The organism is Pseudomonas sp. FH1 (assembly GCF_000510895.2).
GTDB classification, from domain to species: domain Bacteria; phylum Pseudomonadota; class Gammaproteobacteria; order Pseudomonadales; family Pseudomonadaceae; genus Aquipseudomonas; species Aquipseudomonas azotoformans_A.
Window position 1 is genome coordinate 117,915 of sequence record NZ_AOHM01000146.1, and the last position, 19,278, is coordinate 137,192.

At 61.7% G+C, this 19,278-nt stretch carries 17 protein-coding genes; 5 read left to right on the forward strand and 12 right to left on the reverse strand.

The window, feature by feature from the left end:
- The first annotated feature begins 85 nt into the window (after positions 1 to 85).
- Complete coding sequence (locus H096_RS32375) at positions 86 to 949, forward strand: LysR family transcriptional regulator (protein WP_016974860.1); 864 nt, start codon at positions 86 to 88, stop codon at positions 947 to 949.
- Positions 950 to 1,007: 58 nt separating this feature from the next.
- Positions 1,008 to 2,012: a LacI family DNA-binding transcriptional regulator gene (locus H096_RS32380; protein ID WP_033903294.1), complete on the forward strand. Its 1,005-nt coding sequence runs from the start codon at positions 1,008 to 1,010 to the stop codon at positions 2,010 to 2,012.
- Here the strand turns inward: H096_RS32380 and H096_RS32385 are convergent.
- The 6 genes from H096_RS32385 to H096_RS32410 form a co-directional block, all read right to left on the reverse strand.
- Positions 2,009 to 2,734, reverse strand: coding sequence for an SDR family oxidoreductase (locus H096_RS32385; protein WP_033903295.1), 726 nt, complete (start codon positions 2,732 to 2,734; stop codon positions 2,009 to 2,011). The genes H096_RS32380 and H096_RS32385 overlap by 4 nt on opposite strands.
- Positions 2,735 to 4,267, reverse strand: coding sequence for an FGGY-family carbohydrate kinase (locus H096_RS32390; protein ID WP_033903296.1), 1,533 nt, complete (start codon positions 4,265 to 4,267; stop codon positions 2,735 to 2,737). It lies immediately after the preceding gene.
- Positions 4,268 to 4,269: 2 nt separating this feature from the next.
- Positions 4,270 to 5,349 (reverse strand): alcohol dehydrogenase catalytic domain-containing protein, encoded by a 1,080-nt coding sequence (locus tag H096_RS32395; protein ID WP_033903297.1) that lies wholly within the window; start codon positions 5,347 to 5,349, stop codon positions 4,270 to 4,272.
- 28 nt (positions 5,350 to 5,377) lie between these two features.
- Complete coding sequence (locus tag H096_RS32400; protein ID WP_033903298.1) at positions 5,378 to 6,370, reverse strand: ribose ABC transporter permease; 993 nt, start codon at positions 6,368 to 6,370, stop codon at positions 5,378 to 5,380.
- Positions 6,336 to 7,844, reverse strand: coding sequence for a sugar ABC transporter ATP-binding protein (locus tag H096_RS32405; protein ID WP_033903299.1), 1,509 nt, complete (start codon positions 7,842 to 7,844; stop codon positions 6,336 to 6,338). The genes H096_RS32400 and H096_RS32405 overlap by 35 nt, the downstream gene beginning before the upstream one ends.
- A 63-nt stretch (positions 7,845 to 7,907) precedes the next feature.
- Positions 7,908 to 8,831, reverse strand: a complete 924-nt coding sequence (locus H096_RS32410; protein WP_033903300.1) for a substrate-binding domain-containing protein — start codon at positions 8,829 to 8,831, stop codon at positions 7,908 to 7,910.
- Between the two features lie 193 nt (positions 8,832 to 9,024).
- Between H096_RS32410 and H096_RS32415 the strand changes: the two genes are divergently transcribed.
- Positions 9,025 to 9,702, forward strand: a complete 678-nt coding sequence (locus H096_RS32415) for a sterol desaturase family protein (protein WP_033903322.1) — start codon at positions 9,025 to 9,027, stop codon at positions 9,700 to 9,702.
- On the forward strand, positions 9,699 to 10,796 hold the full coding sequence (locus H096_RS32420) for an SMP-30/gluconolactonase/LRE family protein (RefSeq protein WP_033903301.1): 1,098 nt from the start codon (positions 9,699 to 9,701) through the stop codon (positions 10,794 to 10,796). The genes H096_RS32415 and H096_RS32420 overlap by 4 nt, the downstream gene beginning before the upstream one ends.
- Positions 10,797 to 10,856: 60 nt before the next feature.
- Here H096_RS32420 and H096_RS32425 read toward each other — a convergent pair whose 3' ends face one another.
- The 6 genes from H096_RS32425 to H096_RS32450 form a co-directional block, all read right to left on the reverse strand.
- Complete coding sequence (locus H096_RS32425) at positions 10,857 to 12,368, reverse strand: hypothetical protein (protein ID WP_033903302.1); 1,512 nt, start codon at positions 12,366 to 12,368, stop codon at positions 10,857 to 10,859.
- Positions 12,369 to 12,480: 112 nt separating this feature from the next.
- Positions 12,481 to 12,861: a hypothetical protein gene (locus H096_RS32430; protein ID WP_033903304.1), complete on the reverse strand. Its 381-nt coding sequence runs from the start codon at positions 12,859 to 12,861 to the stop codon at positions 12,481 to 12,483.
- A gap of 2 nt (positions 12,862 to 12,863) precedes the next feature.
- Entirely contained in the window at positions 12,864 to 13,859 is a 996-nt protein-coding gene (locus tag H096_RS32435; protein ID WP_033903305.1) for a hypothetical protein, read from the reverse strand.
- 137 nt (positions 13,860 to 13,996) lie between these two features.
- Entirely contained in the window at positions 13,997 to 15,058 is a 1,062-nt protein-coding gene (locus H096_RS32440) for a lipocalin-like domain-containing protein (RefSeq protein ID WP_033903306.1), read from the reverse strand.
- On the reverse strand, positions 15,048 to 17,510 hold the full coding sequence (locus tag H096_RS32445) for an ABC transporter permease (protein ID WP_033903307.1): 2,463 nt from the start codon (positions 17,508 to 17,510) through the stop codon (positions 15,048 to 15,050). Before H096_RS32445 ends, H096_RS32440 begins: the two co-directional genes overlap by 11 nt.
- 1 nt (position 17,511) lies before the next feature.
- Positions 17,512 to 18,180 (reverse strand): ABC transporter ATP-binding protein, encoded by a 669-nt coding sequence (locus H096_RS32450; RefSeq protein WP_033903308.1) that lies wholly within the window; start codon positions 18,178 to 18,180, stop codon positions 17,512 to 17,514.
- A 275-nt stretch (positions 18,181 to 18,455) separates the two neighbouring features.
- Between H096_RS32450 and H096_RS32455 the strand changes: the two genes are divergently transcribed.
- Entirely contained in the window at positions 18,456 to 19,130 is a 675-nt protein-coding gene (locus H096_RS32455; RefSeq protein WP_033903309.1) for a histidine phosphatase family protein, read from the forward strand.
- The last annotated feature ends 148 nt before the right edge of the window (positions 19,131 to 19,278 follow it).

A 19,278-nucleotide genomic window follows, 5' to 3' on the forward strand; every position in this document is an offset into this window, starting at 1 on the left:
AGTCGCCAGCCGCAGGGATAAGCCAGCTCCCACAGTTTCAACCACATTCCATTACACTGTCCCCCATTCATTCCCAGGGGCCTTCATGGACATCGAACTGGCACGCACCTTCCTCGAAATCACCCGCTGCGGCAGCCTGGCCGCAGCAGCCGAGAAACTGCACGTCACCCAGACCGCCATCACCGCACGGGTCAAGAGCCTCGAAAGCCAACTAGGCAGCACACTGTTCGTGCGCAACCGCGCAGGCGCCAGGCTGACCGCCGACGGCGAGGCCTTCGTGGTCTACGCCAACCAATTGCTGCAAACCTGGGAAGCCGCAAAACGCGATCTGCCGCTGCCGGACGGTTATCGCAACGTGCTGCATATCGGTGGCGAAGTCAGCCTGTGCAACCCGTTGATGCTCGGCTGGGCCCAAGCGTTACGCCAACACATCCCCGGCCATGCCCTGCGCACCGAAGTGCGCGAAGGCGACTACCTGTTGCGCCAGCTGGAACTGGGCGTACTCGACGCTGCATTGGTGTTCCAGCCGCAATATTGGCCAGGCTTGCAGGTGGAACAGGTGCTGGAAGAAAAACTGATCCTGGTGCAACTGGTGAGCAACCCAGCGCCCTACGTGTATATCGATTGGGGACCAGGCTTTCGCCAGCAACACGACGCTGCCCTTCCCGACAAGGCCCGTGCCGCATTGAGTTTCAACCTGGGCCCGCTGGCGTTGCAATACATCCTGGAGAACGGCGGCGCCGGTTATTTCCGCACCCGCGTGGTACAGAGTTACCTGGACAGCGGCGTGATGCAGCGTGTGCCCAAGGCACCGGAGTTCAGCTTCCCGACGTACCTGGTGTACTCACGGGCGCGGGATTCGGCGGTGTTGCAGCAGGCGCTGGGGTTGCTACGTGAAGTGGTCAAGGCCGAAAGCGACTGGTCGCAGCGTTGGGACCCACTGATTTGAAGCAACAATCTGCACCGCGCATGCTAGCCTGCGGGTGTTTCCTATTGCAGCCTGACCGATGAACAAGAAGAAGTCCGTCACCATCAGCGACATCGCCAAGCGGGTCGGCATGACCACCATCACGGTGTCCCGCGCACTGAGCAAACCCGACCTGGTCAAACCGGCCACCCTGGCGCGCATCCTCGAAGTGGCGCGGGAGATGGACTACGTGCCCAACGCCTTCGCGCGCGGGCTCAAGCGCAGTGAAAGCCTGATCATCGGTGTGATCACCGCCTCCGTGGACAACCCGTTCTACAGCGAAATGATCAAGGCGATTTCCCGCGAGGCCAAACAGCACGGCTACACCATCATGCTGGTGGACACCGATGAGCTGGAAGAGCTGGAAAGCAAGGCCGTGGACACCCTGTTGGGCTACCGCGTGGCGGGGATCATCCTGTCGCCGGTCTCGGATGAACCGAGCTATCAGCCCGACTACCTCGAACGCCTGGGCAATGGCAAGACCCCAGTAGTGCTGCTCGATCGCACGATCCACGACAGCCCGTTCAGCCGCGTGGTGCTCGACAACTACCACAGTGGCATCCAGGCCGCGCACTACCTGCTGCGCCAGACCCCGAACCTCAAGCGCTTGCTGGTGCTGACCGGTCCCGAGCACTCGCGCATCACCGTCGAACGCCTCAAGGGCCTGCGCGAAGTGCTGGCCGAACACCCGCAGGTGCAGGTCGAAGTGCAGGCCGGCGACTACACGCTGATGCCGTCCTACCTGCACACCCTCGACTACCTGGCCGAACACTCGGCGCCGGACGCGATCATGGGCTTCAACCAGTTGATCACCCTCGGCGCTCTACGCGCACTGCGCATGCACAACATCGCCCATGACAGCCTGACCATCTGCGGCATCGACCGCCTGCCCTTCGCCGACATTTTCGGCGTGCCCATCGCCTGCGTGGCCCACGATGCGTCCCTGGCCGGCAGCAGCGCGGTGCGCCTGTTGCTCGACCGCCTGGAAGACCCGTTCAAGCCACGGGACAAAGTGGTGATCGCCGGTCAGTTGGAAAACGGTTAGCGGCTGGTGTAGCCGCCGTCGATGGGCAAGCTGACGCCGCTGATCATGCTGGCGGCGCGACTCAGCAGGAACAGCACCGGTAATGCCACTTCCACCGTTTCGGCAAAGCGCCCCAGGGGGATCGCCGCCAGCGCCGGGTCGCGCTTGGCCGGTTCGGACCAGGCCATGGCCGCCATCGGCGTGAGCGTCACCGTGGGGTTGACGCTGTTGACGCGAATCCCAAAACGCCCCCACTCGGCGCATTGCACGCGGGTGATTGCATCCAGCGCGGCCTTGGAGGCGCAGTAGCCGAGGTGATCGTCCAGGGCCACCAGCGAGGCCTGGCTGGAGACATTGACGATGCTACCGGCGATCTGTGCTTCGATCATTTTGGCCGCTACACGGCTGGCGACTTGCGCAGCGGCGCGGGCGTTGACCTGCATCACTTGGTCGAAAGCCTCGGCGCTGATGGCGGCAGCCGGCTCCAGGCGCGAGATGCCGGCGCAGTTGACCAGGCCATGCAGCGGCGGCAGGTCGTGCAGGGCCTTGTCGAGGGCGACGCTGTCGGCGATATCCAGGCAGAGGCTGTGGCAGCCGAGTTCGGCCAAGGCTTGGGCGTCGCGGCCGAGGGCAAAGACATCGGCGCCGCTGGCGATCAGTTGCACGGCGATTTCGCGGCCGATGCCGCTGCTGGCGCCGGTGACGAGGATGCGGTGGTGGGTGAAGTCGAACGCTGCGTTCATTCAGTTCTCCTGCAGGCTGTGCATGATCGGTTTCAGGGCGGGATACAGCTTCAGGTACTGAGCAAACGCCCGGTCATACGCCTCGACGTGTTCCGCCTTGGGCTCAGCCCGTAACTCCAGCTGCACCCAGCCCTTGTCCATCTCCCCATCACTCACCAACCCCACCGTGTGCGCCGCCAACAGCGCCGCCCCCAGCGCCGCTTCCACCTCTTGGACAATGGTGTACACCGGGTAGCGTGTGACATCCGCGATGATCTGCATCCACAGATCCGAATGGCTCGCCCCGCCCACCACGATCAAGCGTGGGTCCAGGGAATGCGCGCCACGGGTGCCCGCTTCGATGTTATGCCGCAGGGCAAAACTCACGCCTTCCAGCACGGCGCGATACAGGTGAATACGGCTGTGGTAGAGGTTCAAGCCGACAAAGCTGCCGCTGGCGCGGTCATCCCACACCGGGCTGCGCTCGCCCATCAAGTAAGGCAGGAACAACAGGCCTTCGCTGCCCGCCGGGATGTTCATCGCGCGCTGTTCCAGCAGCACCAGACTGTCCTGGCCGGTGGCCTTGGCTTGCTGTTCTTCGGCCTGGCAGAACTGCTCGCGAAACCAGCTCACCGAAGCACCAGCGGTGATCGCGCCGCCAAAGATGTACAGGTCGCGGTGGCCGTTGTAGACGTGGGGCATGCTCACCAAACCATGGTGCGCATCCACTTGCTGGTTGAGGTAACCCCAGCACATGCTGGTGCCGATCATTGCCACGTGATTGCCTGGCTGCGTCACACCCGCCGCCAAGGTTGCCATGGCCGCATCGACGCCACCGGCCAGAATCGGTGTGCCCGCCTGCAGGCCCAGGCGCGCCGCCCACTCCTCCAGCAACCCACCGACGGCTTCACCGGAATACACCAGGCGCTCTGGCATCATCGCCTGCGGTATGCCCAACGCATCGAGCATTTCGCCAGACCAGCCGCGCGCCTTCACGTCGTAGACGCCGCCGATATTGCCGGCGCTGCTATGGTCCACCGCCAACTCGCCGGTGAGGCACCAGTTGATGTAGCTGTTGGGCGGCAGCAGGTAGCGGGTCTTGGCCCACACCTCGGGCTGGTGCTGTTTGAGCCAGAGCATCTTGGTAAAGCCGTAGTAGCTGTCCACCGAGTTGCCGGTAATCGCGAACATCCGCTCCAGTTCAACCTGCTCGCGCACCCAGGCCACCTGCTCACCGGCGCGGCGGTCCATCCAGATCAGACACGGGTGCAGCGGCGTGATGTGCGCATCCACCGCAATCCCCGAGCCGCCGTACAGGCTGCTGATGCAGAGCGCCTTGACCTGCTGCGCCGCCACGCCGGCCTTGGCCATGCACTGCGCCACACAGGCTTCGACGGCATCGAGCCAGACTTGCGGCCATTGTTCGGCCCAGCGCACTTTCGGGGTATCCACGCGATACCCCTGGCTGTGCTGGGCGATGATCGTGCCTTGACCATCCACCAGCAGCGCCTTGGTGCTCTGGGTTCCTATATCGACACCCATCACGTAGTTCATTTTCAGGCCACCGGCTTCAACAGCACCTTGATCGACTTAGTCGAATTGGCCAACGCGAAGGCCTCGGCAAAGTCGTCCAGCGGGAAGTCATGGGTGACGATGCCCTTGGAGGTGACCAGGCCGCGTTCGAACAGGTCGATGGCGATCGGGTAGCAATACGGGCCGAGGTGGGCGCCGCGTACGTCCAGCTCCTTGCGGTCGCCGATGATCGACCAGTCGACGCTGGTCTCGGCGCCAAACACGCTGAACTCGACAAAACGTCCGAGCTTGCGGATCAGGTCCAGGCCCTGGGTCACGCCCGCCGGCACGCCGGTGGTTTCGATGTAGACGTCGCAGCCATAGTTGTCGGTCAGGCCGTTGATGATTTCGCGGGCGTTGTCGCGCGACGGGTTGATCACCACATCGGCGCCGAATTTTTTCGCCAGATCCAGGCGCTCGTCGACCATGTCGATCACCACCAGTTTCTTCGGGGTTTTCAACGCAGCGACCTGGACCATGCACAGGCCGAGGGTCCCGGCGCCGGCGATCACCACCACGTCGTCGAGCTGGATATCGCCACGGTAGACCGTATGGATTGAGCAGGCCATCGGTTCCACCAGCGCCGAGTCTTCCAGCGACACCGACTCGGGGATCTTGTGCACGATGGCGGTCTTGGGAATGCGCATGTACTGGGCCATGCCGCCTTCGGCGACTTCACGCTGGAAGCCGAAGATGTTGTGCACTTCGCACATCCAATACTTGCCCGACTTGCAGAAACGGCACTTGCCGCACGGCACGATCTGCTCGGCGATCACCTTGTCGCCTATGGCGACTTCGAAGTGATCTTCGGCGCCCTCGCCCACTTCCACCACATAGCCAAAAAATTCGTGCCCCGGCACCACCGGCGCCTTGACCCACGGGTTGTCGCCGCCCCAGAACATTGCGGCGCCCGAGTGGCACTTGCAGTCACTGGCGCAGATGCCGCAGGCGGCGATGCGGATCACCAGTTCATTGGCGCGCGCCTGGGGTTTGCCGATGCGTTCCAGGCGATAGTCTTTCGGGCCGTGGCAGACGACGGCTTGCATGTCGGTGTGCTTGTCCATGGTGTCGGGTCCTGTGCTTGTTAGGTATTTATTTGTGGCGCTGACGGCTGATAAAAATCGCCAGCAAAATGATTGCGCCCTTGATCACGCTCTGGACGTAGGGCGACACGCCCAGCATGTTCAGGCCGTTGTTCAACACGCCGAGCAACATGGCGCCGAGCAACGTACCGACGATCACCCCGCGCCCACCGGCAATCGAGGCGCCACCGAGTACCACGGCGGCAATCGCATCCAGTTCGAACGACACACCGGCATTCGGCTGGCCGCTCATCAGGCGTGAGGTGAGGACCAACCCGGCAATCGCCGCCGTGAGGCCACTGATCCCATACACCAGCAGCTTGAAACGCGCCGCACGCACGCCAGACAAGCGCACCGCTTCTTCATTGCCGCCAATGGCGTAGATGTAGCGACCGATGCGCGTATGTTGCAGCAGCACGTAGGCAGCGAGGTAGGTGAGCAGCATAATCAGGATCGGCACCTGGATGCCGAACAGGCTTTCGCGGCCAAAGAACGCAAACCACTCCGGCAAGCCAGAAATCGGATAGCCGTCGGTGTACATCAGGCCCAGGCCACGGGCGATACCCATGGTCGCCAGGGTCACGATGATCGGCGGCATGTGCAGGTAGGCCACGAACAAACCGTTGCCGATACCAAAGGCCACGCCAATCAACATGCCTGCGCCAATCGCCAGGCCGGGCGGCAGGCCCGCGACCATCAACCCGGCCGTGAGCGTGCCGGACAAGGCCATCACCGGCCCTACCGACAAGTCGATGCCGCCGGTGAGGATCACGCAGGTCATGCCCACCGCGATGATCGCGTTGATGGACACCTGGCGGGCGATGTTCGACAGGTTGCTGGCGGTGAGGAAGGTGTCGCTGGCGAGGATCATCACCAGGGTCACCACCACCAGCCCCACGAACGGATAAAACGCCGGCGAGCGCACCAGTCGCGCCAGGTTCAGGCGCAACCGGCTGCTGTCGCCGGTCCTAATGGACGTATTCACTTGAGCCCCCTGTTGCATGGCGCATGACCTCTTGAGGATTGACGGCAGACGCTTCGAGCACCTTGACGATGGCGCCCTTGTGGAACACGGCGACGCGGTCGCACATGCCGATGACTTCCGGCAATTCGGAAGAAATCATGATGATTGCGTAGCCCTGTTCGGTGAGGCTGCGCATCAGCGCGTAGATCTGCGCCTTGGCCCCCACGTCGATGCCACGGGTGGGTTCGTCGAACACCAGCACGTCGCAGTGATGGTTGATCCAACGGGCGATCACCACCTTTTGCTGGTTGCCACCGCTGAGGTTGAACACCCGGCTTTCGCTGCTGGGGGCCTTGATCGACAGTTGCTTCATCAGGCCTTCGACGCTGGCGCATTCGCGGTTTTTGTCGATCAGCCCGGACGCGTTCTGGTATTTGGGCAGGTTGTTCAGCGAGATGTTTTCGCGAATGCTGAAGTCGGTGATCAGCCCTTCGCTCTTGCGGCTTTCCGGCAACAGGCCGATGCCGTGGGCCAGCGCCTGGGCGGGGTCGTCGAGGGTGATTTTCTCGCCGCGCAACCACACGTCTTTGCTCACCGACGGCAGCGCGCCCATCATGCCCAGGGCCAACTCGGTACGACCGGAGCCGACCAGCCCGGCAAAGCCGAGGATCTCGCCCTTGTGCAGTTGGAAGCTGTTATGAGGGCCGTTGCGCACCAGCTGGATGTCCTTGACCTCCAGCAACAGCGGGCCGCGCTCGGTGCTGTGTTTGGGTGGAAAACTGCATTCCAGGCGGCGCCCGACCATCATCTCGACCAGCCGGTCGATGTCACTGTCGGCCACATCGGTGACGCCCACATTGCCGCCGTCGCGCAACACGCTGATGCGGTCGCACACCTGGAAAATCTCCTCCAGGTGATGGGAGATGAAAATCACCGCTACGCCCTGACGCTTGAGTTCACGCATGATCTCGAACAGCAGCTCAGCCTCGCTGGGCGTGAGGGTGGCGGTAGGTTCGTCGAGCACCAGCAGGCGCGCATCCAGGGCCAACGCCTTGGCGATTTCGACAAACTGCTGCTCGGCCACGCTGAGGTGTTTGACCGCGCATTGCAGGTCGATGGTCACGCCCAGGCGCTTGAACAAGGCCTCGCTGGCCTCGACCATTTCGCGCTTGCGCAACAGGCCGAAACGGTTACTCAGCTCATGGCCGAGGAAGATGTTTTCCACCGCCGTGAGGTAGGGAATCAGGCTGAATTCCTGGAACACGATGCCGATGCCGGCGGCGATTGCATCGCGGTAGGTCGCGAACTGCTGGGCCTGGCCGTCGATCAGGATCTGGCCTTCGTCTTGATGCTCGACGCCGCCGAGGATCTTCATCAGCGTCGATTTGCCCGCGCCATTTTCGCCGAGCAAGGCATGGATCTCGCCGCGCTCGACTTGCAGGTTGATGGACTTGAGGGCCTGTACGCCCGGGTAGCGCTTACAGATGTTTTCCAACTTCAGAAGACTGCTCATACCGCCGACCTCATATTCAGAAGGATGACCTGGGCCCCACGGACAGCGTGGGGCCTGGGCGATTTACCAGCTGAAGTCCTTGGCCTTGGCCTGGTCGATCAGGGTGATGTCCACTGGAATAGTGGCCGGCACTTGCGAGCCCCACTTCTTGGCCAGGGCGATGCCCAGGGCCAGGCGGATCTGGTCGCGCGGGTACTGCGCCGAAGTGGCGATGAATTTGCTGCCGGGTTTCTGGATCGCCTTGATCGCTTCCGGCGCGCCATCGACGCTGACCAGCTTCACGTCCAGGCCACTGGCTTCGATGGCCGAGAGTGCACCGAGGGAGCCGTTGTCATTCACGCTGAAAATGCCCTTGAGGGTGGGCTGGGCCTGCAACATGTTTTCGGTGACGGTCAGCGCCTGGTCACGTTCCTGCTTGCCGTTCTGGATGCTGACAATCTTGATGTCCGGGTGCTTGGCCACGGCCTCTTTGCAGCCGCGTACACGCTCCAGGATCGGCACCACGGCGATGCCGTCGAGGATCGCGATATTGCCTTTGTCGCCGATGTTCTTGGCCAGGTATTCGCAGGCCTGGAAGCCGGCGTCGAAGTTTTTCGAGCCGACGAAGGAGTCCAGCGGGCCGTCGGCCTGGGCGTCTACCGCGACGACCACGACACCGGCAGCGTGAGCAGACTTGACCGCCGATTGCACGCCGACCGAGTCTGTGGGGTTGATCAGCAGGATATCGATGCCTTTTTGCAGCATGTCTTCGACGTCACTGACCTGCTTGGACACGTCGTGGCGGGCGTCGGTGATGATCAGTTTCGCGCCGATGGTCGCCCCGGCTTCTTCGAGGGCGTTTTTCATGGTGACGAAATAGGGGTTGTTGATTTCCTGGAAGGACGCGCCGATGCGGATCGGCTTGGCAGCGTCGGCAAATGCCGGGGAGACAGTGCCGAGGGTGATGTCTACAGCCAATAAACACAGGGTTTTCGGGAGCATTTTCATGGCGTGGTTCTCTGTTTTGTTTTTATTGTTAGAGCAAATGTTATCGTTAACATTTTGCGAGAAGCTAACAAGGAAATGGGGGGTGTGCAAGCCCCCATTGGTCGCTTCGGATAAGCCGGTCACTGCAAAACTCGCACATTCCCTGGCGCCAACTAAGCTCACTTTCCAACAAAAAAACACCGAGCAACCCGCCATGGCCCACCCCACCGAGACCTTTCGCGCGCGCTACCGCGCCGCTGTCGCGCCCCGCTACAACCCTTGGCTGCACGCCGGTTTCGTGTTCGGCTACGGCCTTGTGTGCATCGCCCTGGCCTGGTCTTCCACGCATCAGATCAGCGCTGTGCAATGGCTGACCGTGCCACTGACCCTGGTGTTCTTCAACCTCTGCATCTACCTCGTGCACCGTCACCTCGGCCACCACAAGCACGCCTTGGCCCGGCTGTTCTACGCACGCCACACCGGCGACCATCACAGTTTCTTCACCCCCGGCCACATGACCTACGACAGCCCCCGCGACTGGCGCGTCATCCTGTTCCCGGCCTGGCTGATCGTGCTGCACAGCCTGGCAATCACCCTGCCCGCCTGGTGGTTGCTCAAGCAAGTGAGCCCCAATGTCGCCGGGCTGTTCGCCGGGTGCATGATCCTCGGATATTTACTTTACGAAGTGTTTCACGCCTGCGAGCACCTGCCCGCCAGCCACCCGGTGGCACGGCTGCCATGGATCCGCCAGATGCATCAACTGCACGCCCTGCATCACCGCCGTGAACTGATGCAGGGGCGCAACTTCAACATCGTCCTTCCCCTGATGGATTACCTGTTCGGCACCCTGCACTGGGAGCCGAGCCCCCACGACAACCAGGAATCGTCATGAGTACCCGTCCCAAAAAACTGCGTCATCTGTTGTTTGTCCTGTTGCTGGCGGTGGTCGCCTTTCTGCTGTTGATGCCCACAAAGGTGCAACCGGTGAATTGGACGCCACCCAAGGCGCCGTCGATGAAGAGCGGCCCTTACGCCGAGAACCAGCGCCTCAAGGGCGTGCAGAAAATCGGCGCCCAGGACATCGCCGGGCCCGAAGCCTTGCTGCTGGATGACCAGGGCTTTTTGATCAGTGGTTTACATGACGGACGTATCATCCGCACCTCGCCCGACAGCCGCAGCCTGGAAGTATTGGCCAATACCGGTGGGCGGCCCCTGGGCCTGGCGTTGCACCCGGATGGGCGCCTGATCATTGCCGACGGGATCAAGGGCTTGCTCGCCCTGGATGCAAAACATCAACTCACGACGTTGAGCACCCGCGCCAACGGCGTGCCCTTTGGCTTTACCGATGACGTCACCGTGGACGCCAGCGGGCGTTATGCCTACTTCAGCGATGCGTCGAGTCGCTGGGGCTATGGGCAGGATGGCGAAGCGGTGATCGAGCATGGCGGCGACGGTCGGCTGTTGCGTTATGACTTCAGCAATGGCAGCACCGATGTGCTGCTCGACCAACTGCAATTCGCCAACGGCGTTGCATTAGGACCGGACGAAACCTTCGTGCTGGTGAATGAAACCGGCGCGTACCGCATCAGCCGTTACTGGCTCAAAGGCGAGCGCGCCGGCACCCATGACCTGTTTATCGACAACCTGCCCGGCCTGCCGGACAACCTCAGCTTCAACGGCCAGGACCGTTTCTGGGTGGCGCTGTATTCGCCACGCAATCCCTTGCTGGACAGCTTTGCCGGCTATCCGATGTTGCGCAAGGTGATGGTGCGGGCGCTGATGGTGGTGCCCAAGCCTATCGAACGCAAAGCCTTCGTGCTGGGGCTGGATACCGAGGGCAAGGTCATCGCCAACCTGCAGGATGGCAGCCCGGGGAATTATTCGCCGATCACCACCGCGCGGGAGTATGGAAACTGGTTGTACCTGGGCTCGTTGAAGGGCACGAGCATGGCGCGCTTGCCGTTGGACCTGGCATTGGCGCCCTGACGCAAAAAGGGCATACAGGCGCGCAGCCTGTATGCCCTGGGTACTACGGGTTAAACGTGTTTAGCTCTTGGTGCTGCTCAGCAAGGTCTGTTTGCACAGGTGGCCAAAGCTGACGAACTCCGTGTTATCACCACCGACGCCGATACCTGGGTATTCCAGCACTTCCATGCGCCACACGCCGTAGTTGAAGTCGGTACGCCAGGTGTTCTTATAGCCCTGGGCGTAATCGACGAACGTGGTCTGGAAGTCACCGAAGCAGGTGCCCGCATTGATCGTGCCCCCGGCCAGGCCAGCACTGTTGGTGGCCGCCGAATACCCTTTGTAGACGATACTGCCGGTGTTCGGATCGATGTGCTGGTCCAGGTAGACAATCGGGTGCAGCCCCACCAACGGTGCGCCAGTGCTGTCCGAAAGGCCCATGGTCCAGGTCAGGTCGCGGTAGGCCTGGGTGGTCATGTAGCCATAACCCACGTTGGAAGCGGAGTAAGGGATACGCAACACATTGCTTTCGCCCTTCACGTCAGGGTCGTTCACCCGCGGGTTGGAACCAAACGACAGGTTGTATTTGCCCGTTGCGCTCCACGGCTCGTTCGGGTGTTGATTCGGGCGAACGCGCACCTTGACCACACCGCCCACACCGGGGCTTGGGATCGACGTCGACACCACGTTGGCCCCTACGGTGACCCACTGGTTACCATCGAAACGCTCAAGGATCCACTTGTTGCGGGTACTGCCACTGGCAGTATCGGCCGTGAGTGCGATACCGACGCTCTGGCCGCGTACGGCTTTGAAGTCAAAGTAATCGACGTCATTGAGGCTGTCGGCATTGCCCTTGATGTAGTTCAGGGTGTCCGGCAGCTGGAACGCGGTATCCGGCGTGTCGTTGGGTTCGTAGGCGTCAATATTGTCGTCCACCGCTACACCGAACTGGAAGCTCGAACCCTGCACGGCCGCATTGGCTTCCATGAACCAGTAGTAGTCACCGGCTGGCACAACGCCGCTGAGGCTTTCGTCCGCGGTGCCCGGATTGTTGGACGTGCCCAGGGGGAGCGGGTTGCCTTGACCATCGTCCTGGAACAGGCTCAACGACATGTCGGTGCCTGCTGTCTGGCCTACCAACAGTGCGTTGATGCGTGCCTTCTTCGGCAGGTTGAAGTGGTAGCACAGCAGGTCGCCGGTTTGTACGCCATTGATCGTGTAGAGCAGGTTCACATCCAGCGTGGTCTCACAGCCCTGCACCAGTGCAGCCTGAACGGCGGCGCGTTGCTGAGCGTCCGCTTTCTTGACCTGGGTTACTGGCGCAGGCGCGGCGTGGTCTTCCACCACAGAGTCGGCCTGGGCCTTCGCGGCAAACGCCGGCTTTTTCTGCTGAGCGCCTGCTTGAAGCTGCTGCTTCAGTGCTGCGGACGCCTGGGTGGCCGGGATTTTTCCGCCGGTTTTCAAGGATTGCTTGATCGTCGGTTGCGGCGCTTGCGCAGCCAGATGAGGGTATTGCTCGGCCAGGGCAAAGGCCGAAACGAAGCAGGAGGCCGCCATGGCCGCGCCCAGCATAAAGGCTTTTTTCGATTTCATTTTTTATCCATCCATAGTTAAAAACTGAAGGTCAGGTGACATCCGGTCACCTGGGATGGAATGTAGGACATGACTGTATGTATGTACAGTATTTTTTATGAAAAAATCATTCCTATGGCATCGAGATGTCGCACCACCAGCGCCAGAAGACCCAAACAGCTGTTGCAATCAACCAAATGAACCCAAGGTAATAGGGCCAAACCACCCAGCGCTTAAGCGATAAAGGAACAGAAGCCAGTTCGGCCTCAGTCACCAACCCTGCCTTCAGATGGCGCTTTGAATCTGAAAGTAACTCAGCAATAAGCATCATGCGATATTGCCTGTCGATCCACCGGTTTCGGCTCCAAAATCGCTTATTGCCGCAGACCATTTCGTTTTGGCGGAAGTAACTCTCCACTTCGTCGAGCTTTGTATATTCGGCAAAAAAACCGAGCCCCAAAACGACAAACGCCCCGGTAAAATGCACAATGGTGAAGACAAGAAAAAACGACACAGTCAAGCTCCCTCCGGCACAAAAATCACATCCCCGTTGGCCTCTTGGATCTCTCCACCCAATAAGGCACCTTCATGACCAAGAGCATTACCTACGGTCTGCCCACCCGCCGCGCCGCCAATAATTGCGCACGCAATCTCGCCGCGTCCCTTCATCGCAATACCGAAAAGCATGCGACAGCTTCGAATCGCGAGTTTGGCACCATACTTTCCCCCGACTGCGGCTCCCGCCACTGACCCCACCAACCTCCCCGTCTCCACATACTTCGCCCGTCTACACTGCGCCTCCCTCCCCGTCACACACGCCTCCTTGATCTCCAACCCTGCTACCCCCACATCCAACGCCAACCCTACATACGTCCCGTTGCCCAACCACTTCGACATTTGCGCCATCTCCCGCATCCGCTGCGCATACCCCGCAATCTCCCCCTTGTGCAAATAGCTCCTCGTCGAAATCCCCAACACCTTCTTCAACGACGCATTACCCTGCAATCCCGTGCCCATCCGTGCAGCCCCTTGCAATTGCCCCTCCAAGCGCCGAAACACTGCCTGGCGCTGCTGGATAAACGCCGCCCTGTCCAATCCGCCGTCTTTCAACCGCTGATGCAGCCGCTCGATGTTTTCCAACGTTTGCGCCACTTCATTCAGGTGCCGCGCCCAGGCCGAAGTCGCACTACCCACGCCAATCGAGCCATTGGCCATGAAACTCTGCAGCAAGTCATAGTTGCCGAGCAGTGCCGTACCCGTCGCCGCATTCAGTGTCAGGTGACGACGGACTTCCTCGGCATGGCGCATCAACCACGCTTCCTCGACCGAGCAATTCAGGCTGTGGCTGTCGGGAATAATCACCAGTTGCCCCGGTGCCACCAAGCCGGGCCGCAGGTGCCTATTCAGCACATCAAAATGATCCGAGCGCGGCCGGCTCAGCCCGCCGCCCATCAATCGGAATTTGAGGCTTAGGTAGTCCGTTGCGCGGTCGTTGATAAAGCTCTGCGCCATGCCCCACATCCAGGATGCAATTGAGATGGCGTCGGAATATAAGCAAGCGCCTGCGCCCCGGACACAAGTCCAGGGGGGTCGCTTTACATTTGGGAAGCTGCCTACGCAGCGGTGAAATAGAGCCTACAGAAACCGCCCTAATACCCGGTCATTTCCAGGTAACCCACCCCACCGTCAAACCGCACCGGCCCTTCCCAGTACGGAATACTCAGGCTCATCCAGGCGTTCGGGTTGACGGCTTGGGTGGTGATGTCCAGCTGTTTGCCGGGGATTTTCAGCGACCAGCGCGTGGGAATCTTGCGACCGTCAATCGTGGTGGTTTCCAACGGCACCAGTTGGATATCGGCGTTGTGCAGCGTCTGCGTCTGGCCTTGCGCATCGATCCAGGTCCCCGTGAGGTACCCGGTGCCGTCGGCTTGCCGTACCCGAAACAGCATCAGCTGCTCGCCCCGGTCCAGGTGCAGGGAAAACCAGTCCCAGCCGGTCTGGCTGGCGCTCAGGGGTTGGCTGCTCCACTCACGGTCGAGCCAGGCTGGGCCGGTGACTTGATAGACCTTGCCATCGACAGTGACGCTGCCACGGGCACTGAAAAACGGCTGGCTGTAGTAGTACGACGCCTGGCCCAGGTCGGACTTGCGGCTGTAGCCCTCGTCACCCTGCAACACCAATGGGCGACTGGAGGTCAGGTGCAGGTCATAGGCGAATTGCGCACCACTGACCTTGAGTTGCATGTCGGCCAGGCTGCTTACGGCGCCGGGACGGGTGACGAAATTCCAATCGTCGATCCAGGCATTGAACGGCTGCGCCTGGGCTCCGGCCTGGCCCACGCCGCCGCGCGCAAAGCGTTCGGCGGCATAGTGGTGAGTGGCGGACGTCACGGCGGCGTGGCCAAGCCAGATCGTCGAATCGCGCCAGCCCGCCTCGGTCGGCCCGGCCTTGAGCGCATTGCGGAACAAGGTCCACTGCACGCCGAAGACATTGCCCTGCGCGTCCTTGAGGTTGGCGGTGACGTACCACCACTCGATACGAAAGCCTGGATGGGGGCCATGGTCGTCGGGAAAACTGAACACTTTGCCGGGCACCACTTGGGCAAAGTCCGCCGCGTCACTGCCCAGGCCGGCGAAGCTTTCCTGCGGCTCAGGGACTTTGTCACAAGCGACCAGTAAGCAGCACATCCACAACAGCCACTTAATCTTCATTGGCAAACGTCCTCAACAAATCCGCCGGACGACTGCGATACAACTGCCACAACGGCCATGCCGAGGCCAGCAAGGTCGCGAGCATCGCCAACCCGAGCAATTGCGCGAGTTGCCACGGGAACACCTGTAGCGGCAGGCGCCAGCCAAAGGCCTGCACATTGATCACCGCGTCCAGGCACCAGGCCAACAGCAAGCCGAGCGGCAAGGCCAAGACCAACGTGAGTACCGCCAGCAGCCAGGTCTGGCCAAGGTTGAGCAGCATCAATTGCCGACGCGTGACGCCCAATGCCCACAGCGGCGCGAGTTGGCCCAGGCGACTCTGGCTCTGGGTCAACAGGCTGATGAACAGCGCCACACCGGCCACGCCCAGCGTCAGGCTGTTCAGCGCGGCAGCGGCGGCAAAGGTGCGTTCGAACACCTGGCTCGACCAGCCTTTGAGTTGCTGTTGATCGACGATACGGCTGTCTTCCAGGGCAAAGGCGCGTTGCACCTCACGCGTCAGCGGTGCCACGTCTGCCGGTGACACCCGCAGGTTGAAACGCGCCGGTGACAGCGTCGGCCAATGGGTCAGCAGGTGCTTGGAATTGACCAGAATATGGCCCTTGGGGTTGCCGTAATCGGCGTAGATCCCGACTATTTTCGGCGTCCAGGTGCCCTGAGGCGTCGGGATGCTCAGGGTATCGCCCAACTTCACCGCCAGCCTACGTGCCAGTTGCTCGCTGAGCATCAGCGTGTCGCCTTGCTGCAACTGGTCCCACGGCTCGCTCGACGCCTCCAACAGCGGCCAATGCTGGCGATAAGTCGGGTCGTCGACCACGCCAAACAGATCCGCCGGCCAGCCCTGCAATTGCACCGCGACTTGCCAGGTGGGCAACACCGCCTGCACCCGCGGTTCTTGCGCCAACCATCGGCTCAGTTGCTCGGCCTGGGCCGGGTTTTGTGGGTTGAGGTACAGCTCGGCAGTCAGACGCTGCTCCAGCCAGTTGTTGAACGTATGACGAAACCCCGACGTCATGGAGCCTGCCCCGATATTCGCGGCCAGGGCCAACAGCAGCGCCATCAGGGCCAGGCTCAACGCCGGCAATTGCTGACGGCAATCAGCCAGAAACCACTGGCCCAGCACCGAACGGCTGCGTCCCAGGAAGGCCTTGAGCACAGCATTGAGCACCACCGGCAAACCCAGGGCCGCGCCGAGCAGTAACGCAGCCATCAGCACGAAGCCGGCAGCCAGGCTATCACCGAACCCCAGCGCCAGCGCGGTGATCACCAGCGCGGCAGCGGCCACCCACCCTTGCAGCCGTAACCAACGCCCATGGGCCTCATGCCAGGCCTGCGCGTTGGCCAGCGCCAACAAGGGCAAGCGCGCCGCCCGCCACAGGCTGCTGGCACCGGCCAGCAACGCGCCGAGCAAACTCAAGCCCAACCCGGCGCCCCACCACCAAGGGCTCAGGCTCAACTGCCCCGGCACCTCGGCGCCATACAAACCACGCAGGCTGGCGGCGACATCCGGCAGCAACAGGCTGGCCAACAGGTAGCCGCTGGCCACGCCGAGCACGCCACCCAGCAACGAAAGCACACCGAGTTCGACGCCCAGGCTGACGATCAACAGACGCACACTGACGCCGCAGGCACGCAAGGTGCGCAACAGCCCGCGCCGTTGCTCCAGGGCGAGGCCAATGGCAGCGTGCACGATAAACAACCCGACCACAAAGGACAGAAAGCCCAATGCATCGAGGTTCAGGTGAAAGCTTTCGGTGAGGCGCGCGAGGTTGTTGTCCTCGCCTTGCTTGAGTTGCAGCCCGGCGGGCGGCGTGGGCTGGCCAGCGGCGAAAGCCTTGTCCACTAACAGCCGCGACAGACGCTCAGGCATCTCCAGCACAGGCTGGGCAAAGCCGATATCGGTGAGCAACAGTCCGGGGGCCATATCGGCCTGGGTTTGCAGCGGCGGCAGGGTGTGGCCGTTCAGGGTGATGGGCTGCTGACCTTCATGCAGCCCCAAGGCTTGCAAGGTCTGCGGCGCAATCCACGTACGCCCCGGCGGTTCGAAAAACATCAGCATCTGCGCCTGGCTCAAACGCTGCCCCGCCACCGCGCCACTGCCGGGCAACGACACCGGGTCGATGCCCATCAATTGCAGGCGCACCTCCTCCCGCCCCTTGAGCTGCACCCGCCCTTGAACCACCGGCGACACCGGCCAGCCGGCTCGACGCAACTGGGCAAAAACGGCTTGGGGGAAACTGGCGCCGTCCGCCGCGCCGAGGCTGGCCTGGGGTTCGCCGCCGATCAACTGGCTGGCGCGGGCATAGCTGTCGCGTGCCTGGCTGTTGAGGGCCTGCACGCCGATCAGCAGCGCGGTGGCCAGCCACAAACCGGTGAGCACGCTGCAGAACTGCACCGGATGGCGCCGCCAGTGGCTGAGCAGCGCGCGCAAGGTCCAATAAAAAACTGCCATTTCAAACAGCGCTCGCGGGCACGACATGGCCGCGATGCAACACCACCTGCCGGTCCAGGCGTGCGGCGATGCGTGGGCTATGGGTGACCATCAACAAGCTGGTAGGACTGTCGCGCAACAGGTCCAGCAGCAGTTGTAACACCTCGTCGCTGGTGGCTTCGTCGAGGTTGCCGGTGGGTTCGTCGGCCAATAACAGACGCGGCCTTGACGCCAACGCGCGCCCCACCGCGACCCGTTGCTGCTGACCGCCGGAAAGCTGTTCCGGATAACGCTTGAGCAGATCACCCAGGCCCAGGCGCTCCACCAACTGTGCCTGCCACTGCGGATCAAACCGCCCGGCCAACCGCGCCTGGAACGCCAGGTTGTCCTCGACCCGCAGGCTGCCGATCAGGTTGAACTGCTGGAACACCAGCCCGATCTCCGTGCGCCGCCAATGGGCCAGTTGCGCTTCGCTGAGTTGGTCGAGGCGCTGCTCGCCGACCTGGATGCTGCCACCGTCCACCCGATCCAGGCCGGCCACCAGATGCAGCAAAGTGCTCTTGCCGCTGCCCGACTCGCCCATCAACGCCAGGCTGCTGCGCTCGGCCAGGTGCAGGTCCACTCCGGCCAACACCGCCAACGGCCCTTGGGGGGTGGCATAGCTTTTGAACACACCTTGCACTTGCAGCATGAGAACACTCGTTTGAGGGGTGGCAATCGAGAATAACGGCTGGCGATCCAGGCCATGCAAATTTTTCACATGGATTTCACCGGCTAACCACCCCACGCACTCTAGATTACCGGCCATGGGTCATTCGTCGGCAACTTGTTAGTTGCCATGCCTGACAACTTTTTAACCGCAACATGTTCAGCGAAAAGACAGCCTCCCTGTGACAGCCTCTGGCTTCACTGTGGGCATACGCCAACACGTTGCGCCTAATTAATAAAACATTGCCAACACTGCCCATGGTGAATGAAGTGGTTGACCTTACCCTGACCAAACCGCGCTCGCGATGGGCCTTTATCAAGCGCCTGCGACGCCTGTGGCTGGGGCTCCTGGTGGTGGGTTTGCTGTTCGCCGCCAGCCTGCTCTGGCACGCGTCACCCAAGGACCTCGGCGTCGGCAACCGCCTGCTTACTTCCCACGTGCTGCCCCTCTGGCGCGACGGTGACCTGATCGTGCTGGTACGCCACGAAGAGCGTTGCGACCGCTCGACCAACCCTTGCCTGGGTCCCGTGGAGGGCCTGACGATCAACGGCAGCCAGAACGCCGAAACCCTGGGCAAAGCCTTTAAAACACTGGGCATGGACGGAAGCGACGTGCTGGCCAGCCCGGCCATCCGCACCGCCCAGACCTTGCGCTTCATGTTTGGTAAAAACGAACTGACTTCTGGCCAGCAAGCCGTCTGCGGTGCGGCGATGGGCGAAGAGTTGCTCAGCCACAAAACCCCCGGACGCAACCTGGTCTTCGTCACCCACAGCGGCTGCATTGCCGACTTCGAAAGCACCCTGGGCTTTCCCCATGCCGCCTTCCCCAAATACGGCAGCGCCTTGTTCGTGCAGGTCTTGCCCAACGGCAAATTCAAGACGCTGGGCATCGTCAATGGCCCGGACTGGCCGGCCGCGTTAAAACAACTTTAAACATTTTCCTGTCCATTTGTTCAGCAAAAAGACAGCCCTGCTCTGGCATGTTTAGTTGCGCCTTTTAACTAAGGACATCAGGACTATTTTCCGTAATTCAGTGAACGCTGTGACTTTTTCTTCTATTACTTCATTACTTGAAACTCCC

What these genes read in the sequence shown, in the direction of transcription:
- H096_RS32375 (WP_016974860.1), top strand. Translation starts at nt 86, where the DNA reads ATGGACATCGAACTGGCACGCACCTTCCTCGAAATCACCCGCTGCGGC.
- H096_RS32405 (WP_033903299.1), bottom strand. Translation starts at nt 7,844, where the DNA reads ATGAGCAGTCTTCTGAAGTTGGAAAACATCTGTAAGCGCTACCCGGGC.
- H096_RS32410 (WP_033903300.1), bottom strand. Translation starts at nt 8,831, where the DNA reads ATGAAAATGCTCCCGAAAACCCTGTGTTTATTGGCTGTAGACATCACC.
- H096_RS32425 (WP_033903302.1), bottom strand. Translation starts at nt 12,368, where the DNA reads ATGAAATCGAAAAAAGCCTTTATGCTGGGCGCGGCCATGGCGGCCTCC.
- H096_RS32385 (WP_033903295.1), bottom strand. Translation starts at nt 2,734, where the DNA reads ATGAACGCAGCGTTCGACTTCACCCACCACCGCATCCTCGTCACCGGC.
- H096_RS32390 (WP_033903296.1), bottom strand. Translation starts at nt 4,267, where the DNA reads ATGAACTACGTGATGGGTGTCGATATAGGAACCCAGAGCACCAAGGCG.
- H096_RS32420 (WP_033903301.1), top strand. Translation starts at nt 9,699, where the DNA reads ATGAGTACCCGTCCCAAAAAACTGCGTCATCTGTTGTTTGTCCTGTTG.
- H096_RS32380 (WP_033903294.1), top strand. Translation starts at nt 1,008, where the DNA reads ATGAACAAGAAGAAGTCCGTCACCATCAGCGACATCGCCAAGCGGGTC.
- H096_RS32450 (WP_033903308.1), bottom strand. Translation starts at nt 18,180, where the DNA reads ATGCTGCAAGTGCAAGGTGTGTTCAAAAGCTATGCCACCCCCCAAGGG.
- H096_RS32455 (WP_033903309.1), top strand. Translation starts at nt 18,456, where the DNA reads ATGGTGAATGAAGTGGTTGACCTTACCCTGACCAAACCGCGCTCGCGA.
- H096_RS32435 (WP_033903305.1), bottom strand. Translation starts at nt 13,859, where the DNA reads ATGGCGCAGAGCTTTATCAACGACCGCGCAACGGACTACCTAAGCCTC.
- H096_RS32395 (WP_033903297.1), bottom strand. Translation starts at nt 5,349, where the DNA reads ATGGACAAGCACACCGACATGCAAGCCGTCGTCTGCCACGGCCCGAAA.
- H096_RS32445 (WP_033903307.1), bottom strand. Translation starts at nt 17,510, where the DNA reads ATGGCAGTTTTTTATTGGACCTTGCGCGCGCTGCTCAGCCACTGGCGG.
- H096_RS32440 (WP_033903306.1), bottom strand. Translation starts at nt 15,058, where the DNA reads ATGAAGATTAAGTGGCTGTTGTGGATGTGCTGCTTACTGGTCGCTTGT.
- H096_RS32400 (WP_033903298.1), bottom strand. Translation starts at nt 6,370, where the DNA reads ATGCAACAGGGGGCTCAAGTGAATACGTCCATTAGGACCGGCGACAGC.
- H096_RS32415 (WP_033903322.1), top strand. Translation starts at nt 9,025, where the DNA reads ATGGCCCACCCCACCGAGACCTTTCGCGCGCGCTACCGCGCCGCTGTC.